Source organism: Candidatus Nitrosarchaeum limnium BG20 (assembly GCF_000241145.1).
GTDB lineage: Archaea > Thermoproteota > Nitrososphaeria > Nitrososphaerales > Nitrosopumilaceae > Nitrosarchaeum > Nitrosarchaeum limnae.
Map to the genome: position 1 here is coordinate 1 of NZ_AHJG01000340.1, position 722 is coordinate 722.

Consider the following 722-nt stretch of genomic DNA (forward strand, 5'->3'; position numbering starts at 1 on the left):
GTCTAATGCTTTTCTAATTGTTGCAACTTGTCCATCCATCATTGCAGATGGAGATACTGTATCAACTCCAGCTTTTGCTTGACTAACTGCAATCTTTGCTAAAGTCTCTAAACTCGTGTCGTTGTCGACTTTATTTCCTTTAATTATTCCGCAATGACCGGTGGATGTAAATTGACATAGACATACATCTGCCATAATTACTATTTTATCGCCAAAATTTTTTCTAATTTGTGAAATTGCCTTTTGCACAATTCCATTATCATCAAATGCAGAAGTGCCATTTTCATCTTTTTTTGCAGGTATCCCAAATAACATAATGGCTGGAATACCTAAATCTGAAATAGTCCCAACCTCATCGTTTATGTCATCTATTGGAAGTCTTTCAATTTCTGACATTGACTCTACTTTGATTCGTGTCTTTAGATCTTCTTGAACAAATACTGGACAGATTAAATCTCTAGAAGATAAAGTGGTTTCTTGAATTAGTTCTCTCATTTTCTCAGATGTTCTTAATCGTCTAAGACGTCTAGTTGGAAATGACATTGTAAAAATTCCTTCTGGGTAAGATATAATTCTAGTCTAATTCCTTTTGTTTTTTATAGTCAAATAACTTGCTTGCCATTTTAATTATGTCTGGATTGCCTTGCTCTGATGCCTTGCGAATATTATTCATTGGAGTAGATACAATACTCTCTACAACAGCTTTTGTTAATTCTTCTATG

The 722-nt window shown here is 33.8% G+C and carries 2 pseudogenes; both read right to left on the reverse strand.

Features of this window, described 5'->3' with window-relative positions:
- Window positions 1-543, reverse strand: a pseudogene (locus BG20_RS11530) (porphobilinogen synthase); the annotation flags it as partial.
- A 31-nt stretch (window positions 544-574) separates the two neighbouring features.
- A pseudogene (locus tag BG20_RS12270) lies at window positions 575-722 on the reverse strand (glutamyl-tRNA reductase); the annotation flags it as partial.